Genomic DNA, 7,919 nt, shown 5'->3' with positions numbered 1-7,919 from the left:
GAAACACTACGCCCCACACCACCCCTGCGCAAACCACACACCCCAACTCGTGGCCCACACCATAAAACAACCCAAAAAGCCGCTCATTTGACTCGGTTTTAGGGCCTTAGGTCACATAAAAGACGGGGACTACGAGCCGGCCGCCCGTAGTCCCCGCGGGTTTACGAAGGGGTTCTTCGTCGCTACGCCTTCTTCTCGTTGGCCGCGCCCGGAAGGTTCACCTCGGCGATGTCACTTGCCAGGCGGCCACGAAAGTCCTCCCCCGTGGCGTAGGACGTCTGAGTGCCGTGCCGCGTCACGGAGTCGGAGGCATACAGGCGCGCCATGCGCATGGCATATTCGATGTCTCCGGTTTCAACCCAGTAGTGGGAGAAGCACCCGATGAATGCATCACCCGCACCCGTGGTGTCGACCGCATCAACCGCACGTCCATCGACGTAGGTCGAGCCGGCTTCGTGGACCCACACGGCACCCTTTCGGCCGAGGGTCACGATCACGTTGCGAATACCGACGTTGAGGAGCACCTGAGCAGCCTTCAGCACATCGTCCATGTCGTCGACGGGCATACCTGACAGGAGCGAAAGCTCCGTTTCGTTCGGCACGACGAACTCGGCTCCGCGGATCTTGTCGAGGCGTAGCTCGGGTGAGGCCGGTGCGGGGTTGACGAGAACGGGGATTCCGAGTTCGTTACCGAGCTCAATCGTGGAGTACACGGTCTCCAGCTCGATCTCGAGCTGAAGCATGATGAGGCTGCATTTCGCAATGTCCTCGCGTGCATTCTCCACGTCTTGCGGGCTCAGGTGCGCATTCGCCCCTTTGACGATGATGATCGAGTTTTTCGAATCAGGATCAACGAAGATCGGGGCCACGCCACTCGTCGCCTCGGTCGTGAGCACGTGGGTGGTGTCGATGCCGTTGTCCTGGAAATTCCGGATCGTGTTCTCGGCAAAGATGTCGTTGCCAACCCTCGTCACCATGGTGACGTTCGAGCCGAGACGCGAGCACGCAACGGCTTGATTGGCACCTTTTCCGCCGCACCCCATTGTGAAGTTCGGGGCTTCGACGGTTTCGCCCTCGGCAGGCATGCGGTCGATGTACGAGATGAGGTCAACCATGTTCGACCCCACGACAGCGATGCTCACGACAGTTCTCCTTCGTCAAGTGTTTCGTTCTCGGCAAGTAGCCCGGTCCTCACGCAGAATTCGCGCGTTTGTCCGGCTTCCAGTTGGATGAGCGTCCCCTGGGCCTTTGCCGCCTTAAAGCCTTCCGGCCGTGACGTGCCGGGGAGCACGAAGGCGGCGACTTTTTGATCAGGATTATGGAGGATCCACCGCGTGGCCGTGGAAAACTCCTCGCTCGAAAACTCCGTCGCGAACCGGGGCCCGGAGGGCAATGCCAGTTCGCAATACACACGTTCGCCGTATTGCGCGAGGTCGTCAGCGAAGTACACGATCTCTGGATCGAAAGCTTCGGCGCCGTGCAAGGAGTCTGCGTCGACGTCCCCTCGCGTAATGCTGGCGTTGATGGCCTCCCATGCCGGGGTCGGTGTCACGTGTGCGGGAACCGTGGACCTCAGCTTGAAGGCGCCCTCGGGGAGGTTTTGCGACATCCGCCCCTCCGGCACGAAGGCGTAGTTCATGTGGCACATGTACTGAAGAGGCATCGGTTGGTACGCGGACAGGTTCGTGACGGCCATGCCGATGTCGAAGATCGCGCTGTCCTTTCGCAGTGTCACGCGGGGCTCCGCCCGGTAGTGATGCCCAAATCCCTTAACGTATTCGCCGACGGAGACGAGCGAGAGAGCGTCGTCGTCAACCTCCACGCGGGCACTCGCCATAGGCAGGCACGGGAATTCTCCGTGCAGCGGATGGTCGTCCTCGGGGCTCGGGCACCCGTTAGCGAGCAGGCCGGAGTGGAAAGCGAAGCACCCGTAGGTGTCCACGATCTCGCGTGCCGGCATGGGCTGCTCGAACATGTTGGTCATCGTGAGGTCGATGCCGTCGAACTCGGCTCCCCAGATGATTTGGCCCATGAACGGCAGGATCTCCAGCGAGCCTCGCGAGTTTCGAAGGGTGATTGAGGCGATGCCGTTCGGGTAGCAGAATGCTTCTACGGTGAACGACTCGTTCGCGCAGAGGGTGTGCGGACTCTGCGGAAATTGCGCCTCGCTGAGCGGGATTGTCAGAGTCATTTCGTTGCCTCCGTCGTGAGCGTTTCCTTGTGGGAAGACCTGTACTGCGCAACAAAGTAGAGGAAGATCGCGAGGAAGCACACGAAGTTCACGATGAAGCTGAAGCGCATGGATCCTGTCGAATCGGAAATGAAGCCTTGGACGACGGGAATGACCGCGCCGCCGATGATCGACATGACGATGATGGCGCCGCCCGTTTCGGTGAAGCGCTTGTCTTTGATCGTGTCGAGGTTACGTGCGTAGATCGTTGCCCAGCCCGGGCCGAGGAGTGCGGAGGCGACGATCGCCGCGTAGACGCTCGTGAAGTTCGGCGCGAGAACGATGTAGAGGATCGTGATCATGCCGAGGCCCGAGTAGATGAGCAGCACGACGTCCTCGTTAATTTTGGTCATGAGAACGTTGGCGATGATCTTGCCGATGAAGAAGGCGATGAACGTGGCGATCAGGTAGTTCGCGGCGGTCTTCTCATTGAGCGAGTGGTCGAGATTGAGCGCGAGTCGAATCGTGAACGACCACAGGGCGGTCTGCATGCCAACGTAGAAGAACTGAGTGATGATGCCGCCGATGAACATCTTGTTCTTTACCAGGTAGGCGAGTGTTTCGCCGATGGAAGCTTCGGCCTCTTTCGCGTCGCTATTGAGCGGTTTGCAGTGCGGGTACTGCGTGATCGCAATAAGCACGACGAGGACGACGAGGATCGCGAGGATGATCTTGTAGGGGCCGAGGGTTCGACCGAGTGCGGCTTCGGTGATCTCCATACGTGCGGCTTCGGAGCCTGCCGCGGCGATGCGGCTATGGAGAGCATCTCCGTCTTCAAAGACGAGGAACTTGCCCATGACGGCGCCCGACAGGAACCCCAGCGCGGTGAAGGTCTGGGAGATGTTGAGGCGAAGCGTCGCGTGCTTTCTATCGCCGATGAGCGAGGAATAGGTGTTGGCGGACGTCTCGAGGAAGGAAAGGCCAATGGCGATCGCGAACAGCGAGGCAAGGAACACGGTGTATGTCGCCATCGTCGACGCGGGGAAGAAGAGCATGCAGCCCGCGATGTAAACCGTGAGGCCAATGAGGAGGCCGGTCTTGTACGAGGTGCGTCGAATGACGCGAGAAGCGGGAATCGCGATGACGAAGTAGCCGCCGTAGAACGCCGACTGCACGAATGCCGAGGCAACGTCCGAAAGGTCGAAGACGGCTTTGAATTGCGTGATCAGGATGTCGTTCATGCTTGCCGCGGCGCCCCACATGGGGAAGCAGATCGACAGCAGAATGAATTGGAAGATTGGGGTTTTCGTCAAGTACCCGTCGCGTAGCTGTCGGGTCGGATCTTTAATGAGCCCCCAGCTCGTGTTGGGAACCCCTTGGTCGACGTTCGTCGTCTGTGGTGAAGTCACCGGTGACCTCCTCTTTCGTCAATTGTGGTGTGTTAGTTGCCCTGCGCGGTCAGGAGAGCGGCGCCTGCGGAGGATCCGATGCGTGTTGCGCCTGCGGCGACCATCGCGTCGAGGTCTGCCGCTGTGCGAATGCCGCCTGAGGCCTTGACGCCCATGTCGGGTCCGACGGTCTCACGCATGAGTTGAACCGCGTGGGTGGTTGCTCCCCCGCCCGCGAATCCCGTTGAGGTCTTGACGAAGTCGGCGCCGGCAGCGCGCGCGGCGACGCACGCCGCGACGATCTCGTCGTCCTCAAGGACGCACGTTTCAAGGATGACTTTGACGATTCGCCCCTGAGCCGCCTCGACGACTGCGCGGATGTCGCTCTCGACCGCGGCCCAGTCGTGGGCCTTTGCGGATGCGAGGTTCATGACCATGTCGATCTCGTCAGCCCCGTCCTCGACTGCGGTGCGAGTTTCGTAGGCCTTCACGGCGCTCGTGTGGGCGCCCGACGGGAAGCCGACGACTGTGCACACGTGCACGTCACTCCCCTCGACCAGGCTCGCTGCTCGTGCAACGAAGGTGGGGCTCACGCATACCGAGTAGAAGCGGTTGTCGCGCGCATCGCGGCAGAGGGCCTCGATTTCGTCAGGCGTTGCCGTGGGGGCCAGGAGAGTGTGGTCCACAATCTGGTTCGGTGTAGTCATGCTCACTCCTTTGTGTGAAGAGAGCACTAGGTTAGGGACGCGCGCGCACCGTTCGGGAGACCGATTTGGCACATATGTGCCATTAGGGTTCGGCGATTGGCGAATCCGCGCGAGTTCGCTGACGGTCCTCGCTCATGCGCACGAGGTCGCGTGCCGTGTCGACGTCTGTCACGAGGTGGTTCGCGTACCTGTTGGCGAGGATCGCATCCATGGCGGCAACCTTGTCAGGCCCGCAGGCCACGAGGACTTTCTGCTCGACGTTGCGGAGCGTCGCCAGCGAGAGACCCGAGGTTCGCTGATTGACGATCGGCTCGCATATCCGCGCATCGGCATCGATGAAGTGGCCACATATGTGACCAACGGACGTGCACTCGATCCTCGCGCGTTCGTCTTCACTCAGCGTGTCCGGCTGGCGCGCCATAAGTGCGTGCGCGCTGCTGGTGCTGAACACGGTGATGCGGCACGCGTTCTGGGCGGCGCGCACCGCCCTCGCCTCGGGGGTGCGCTCACTCTCGAGCTTGTCACTGAGGCTCGAGTAAATGTGCGGGCTGCGCGCGGCCACGGTCTCCCACCCGAGCTCCCGTTCAATGTGCTCGCGGGCGGATTCCCACGCCGCGAGGTCGTGCGCCGAATCGTCGCTGCCGTTGAGCCCCACGATTCTCACTCCCCGGGTTGCCGTGCGCCGGAACCCGCGCGCAACTTCGCACGTCGTCTGCGACCACCACATCCCGAGAGTGTCGGAGACTTGCACGAGCCCTTCGAGGAGTTCGGCGCCCGCGACACCGAGTGCATGGCGTTTATCCATGGGACCGCGGCCCACCGGCACCACGAGGCGCAGGCTCGAGAGATCGTAGGCGGCGTTGAGCGCTCCGTATAGTTCCGTGTCCATTTCCCTTGGATCACGAATCACCGTACGAACGAGCCCCTTGCGTCGGGCAGTCGAGAGAAGCTTCGACACGGTCGCGCGATTAACGAAAAGACGCTCGGCGACTTCGGCTTGCGAAAGTCCCGAATAGTAGAGCTTGGCCGCATCGAGGGCGAGTCGATCCCTCACGGTCAAACCATGACGATCGGTTCTCGTCATGTCTCGCCACCTCGTTGTCGCGCACGAGCCGCCGCTCGCACTCCGGGCCGGATGAACAAACGAGCCGCAACCCCAAAGCTTGAGGCTACGGCTCGTTTTCGTGGCGGTAGCGGCGGGATTTGAACCCGCGGTACGGGGTTGCCGTACACAACATTTCGAGTGTTGCACCTTCGGCCGCTCGGACACGCTACCGCGGAATACTTTACCGATTCGTCGCCTTACGTCAAAGTTGAGGCTACCTGGTGGGAGGCAGGTCACGTGGCGTGCAAGGGAAAACGACTCGCGAAGCGGGCACCGAAGGAGCACGAGTGCAAGGGCCCTAGGTACGCAGCTCGGAACGCGCAGGTCCGACGGCTGAGGCCCCTATAGGGTTGTGCCCATGACTGACAACACTTTCATGAAGCCGCCGGTACCGGCGAAGAAGCCCATCGAGCGCACGCATCACGGCGACACGGTGGTCGATAACTTTGACTGGCTGCGCGACAAGGAAAACCAGGAGGTCCTCGACCATCTGAACGCCGAGAACGCCTACGCTGATCAGATCCTCGAGCCGCTTCACCCGCTCCGCGATCAGATCGTCTCGGAGATCAAGAGCCACACGCAGGAGACCGATAGCTCGGTTCCGTTTCGCGATGGGGACTACTGGTACATCTCGCGCACGCGGGAGGGCGACAACTACCCGCGCTTTAGCCGCATCGCCCTCGCGGATAGCCCCGAGCGTCCCGTTGTCGATGCCGAAAACGACGAACTGCTTCCCGGCGAGCACGTGTATCTCGATGCACAAGCACTCTCGGAAGGCACCGAGTTCTTCCAGCTCGGCGGCATCACCCTCAACGACGAATCGAACCGCCTCGCCTACAGCGTGGATACTTCTGGCGGCGAGGTGTATGCGCTTCGCATCGTGGACCTCGCTTCGGGCGACGTGATCGACGATTCCGTCAAGGACGTTGCCTACGGTCTGGCGTTCTCGCTCGACGGCTCGGAAATCGTCTACGCCAAGAATGATGAGGCGTGGCGTCAGTGTGAAATCTGGGTCCACGAGATTGGCAAGCCAGCGTCGGAAGACCGCCTTCTGTTCCGGGAGGACGACGAAAAGTTCACGACTGCAGCCGGTGCGAGCCGCAACCGGAAGGCCCTCATCATCGAGACGGCCTCGCGCGTCACGTCTGAGGCGCTCGTGACGTCACTCGAGAGCCCGATTCAGGAGCCTCGTTCAGTCGCGGGTCGCGTCGAGGGCGTCGAGTACTCGGTCGAGCATGCGGGCGACCACTACCTCGTCATCCACAACCGCGACCACAAGGGATTTGCCCTTGCGCGCCAGGAGCTCGACGCGAGCGGTGCCGAGTCGCAAGAAACCTGGCGCGAGATCCTCGCCCCCGCAGAGGGCGAGCGCATCGAGGCGGCCGACGCCTTCGAGAGCCACGTCGCGATCACCATGCGCGCGGCGGGGCTGCCCACCGTGCGCGTGCTGCAGCGCGATCAGGTGAGCGGCGAGCAGAACGCCGAAAGCAGCACGGGGTGGGATACCGCCTCCGCATTCGACATTTCGCACGGCGGCGAGCTCGATGCGGTCTATCTTGCGCACAACCGCAACTGGGACGACGAGACGATTCGCTACACGCTCGACTCGATGCTCACGCCCACGACTGTCGCGCAGATTCCCGCCTCGGGTGGCGAACCGGAGATCCTCAAGGAAACTCCCGTCCCGAACTTCGATCGCACGAAGTACGTAGAAAAGCGCCTGTGGGCGACGGCTCATGACGGCACGAAGATCCCGATCTCGCTCATGGCACGCGCCGACGTCGAACCCGACGGCACGAACCCCGGCTTCCTCTACGGCTACGGAAGCTACGAAGTCCCCACGGATCCAACGCTTTCGGTGTTCTGGCTGAGCCTCATGGACCGCGGGGTGGTCGTCGCGATCGCGCACATTCGCGGCGGCGGCGAAATGGGGCGCGAGTGGTACGAGAACGGCAAAAAGCTCGCCAAGAAGAACACGTTCAGTGATTTCGTGGAATCCGCACAGTTCCTCGCGAGCGAAGGCTGGTTCGACAAGAACCGCATCGCGGCAAATGGCGGAAGCGCGGGCGGCCTGCTCATGGGTGCGGTAGCGAACCTCTCGCCCGAAACGTTCCGCGTCATCGTCGCCGGCGTGCCGTTCGTGGACGCTCTCACGACAATCCTCGACCCGAGCCTTCCCCTCACCGTCGGCGAGTGGGAGGAGTGGGGCAACCCGCTCGAGGATCCCGAGGTGTACCAGTACATGAAGGAGTACTCGCCCTATGAGAACATCCGGGGCGTGCAGTACCCGGCCATCCTCGCGACAACGAGTCTCAACGACATCCGCGTGTTTTATGTCGAGCCCGCCAAGTGGGTGGCTCGCCTTCGCGAACAGACCCGCAACTACGAGGGCGGCGAGGCCGTCCCCTCTCACCCGATCCTCTTCAAGTGCGAGATGGTTGCCGGCCACGGTGGCCGCTCGGGGCGCTACGCCCGGTGGGAGCAGCGCGCCGAGGAATACGCCTTCGTACTCGATCAGCTCGGGGCGACCGAACTGATCTAACGCCCTC

Annotated in this window: 6 protein-coding genes and 1 tRNA gene; 1 reads left to right on the top strand and 6 read right to left on the bottom strand. The window is 62.0% G+C overall.

From position 1 onward, the window contains the following. Positions 1-182: 182 nt before the first annotated feature. The 6 genes from rbsK to DEHOM01_RS09025 all read right to left on the bottom strand — a co-directional run bounded on the left by rbsK (position 183) and on the right by DEHOM01_RS09025 (position 5,541). The gene (rbsK, locus tag DEHOM01_RS09050) at positions 183-1,142 is read right to left on the bottom strand and encodes a ribokinase (RefSeq protein ID WP_061212479.1); all 960 of its coding nucleotides are present in this window, start codon (positions 1,140-1,142) and stop codon (positions 183-185) included. Then, positions 1,139-2,191 carry an aldose 1-epimerase family protein gene (locus tag DEHOM01_RS09045; RefSeq protein ID WP_061212478.1) on the bottom strand — a complete coding sequence of 351 codons (1,053 nt, stop codon included), beginning with the start codon at positions 2,189-2,191 and terminating at the stop codon, positions 1,139-1,141. The genes rbsK and DEHOM01_RS09045 overlap by 4 nt, the downstream gene beginning before the upstream one ends. After that, positions 2,188-3,579, bottom strand: a complete 1,392-nt coding sequence (gene fucP / locus DEHOM01_RS09040; protein WP_061212477.1) for an L-fucose:H+ symporter permease — start codon at positions 3,577-3,579, stop codon at positions 2,188-2,190. The genes DEHOM01_RS09045 and fucP overlap by 4 nt, the downstream gene beginning before the upstream one ends. Positions 3,580-3,611: 32 nt before the next feature. After that, a complete protein-coding gene (gene deoC / locus DEHOM01_RS09035) occupies positions 3,612-4,265 on the bottom strand; it encodes a deoxyribose-phosphate aldolase (RefSeq protein WP_061212476.1) in 654 nt (217 codons plus the stop codon). Between the two features lie 82 nt (positions 4,266-4,347). Next, positions 4,348-5,349, bottom strand: a complete 1,002-nt coding sequence (locus DEHOM01_RS09030; protein WP_061212475.1) for a sugar-binding transcriptional regulator — start codon at positions 5,347-5,349, stop codon at positions 4,348-4,350. A gap of 101 nt (positions 5,350-5,450) precedes the next feature. Next, positions 5,451-5,541: transfer RNA gene (locus DEHOM01_RS09025), tRNA-Ser, on the bottom strand. Positions 5,542-5,728: 187 nt separating this feature from the next. On the opposite strand from DEHOM01_RS09025, the gene DEHOM01_RS09020 reads away from it, so the two are divergent. Further along, positions 5,729-7,912 (top strand): S9 family peptidase, encoded by a 2,184-nt coding sequence (locus tag DEHOM01_RS09020; RefSeq protein ID WP_061212474.1) that lies wholly within the window; start codon positions 5,729-5,731, stop codon positions 7,910-7,912. Positions 7,913-7,919 lie beyond the last annotated feature (7 nt).

Source organism: Dermabacter hominis NBRC 106157 (genome assembly GCF_001570785.1).
GTDB lineage: Bacteria > Actinomycetota > Actinomycetes > Actinomycetales > Dermabacteraceae > Dermabacter > Dermabacter hominis.
Note: the sequence above shows the minus strand (reverse complement) of the source record. Positions and strands in the feature narration are given on the sequence as shown.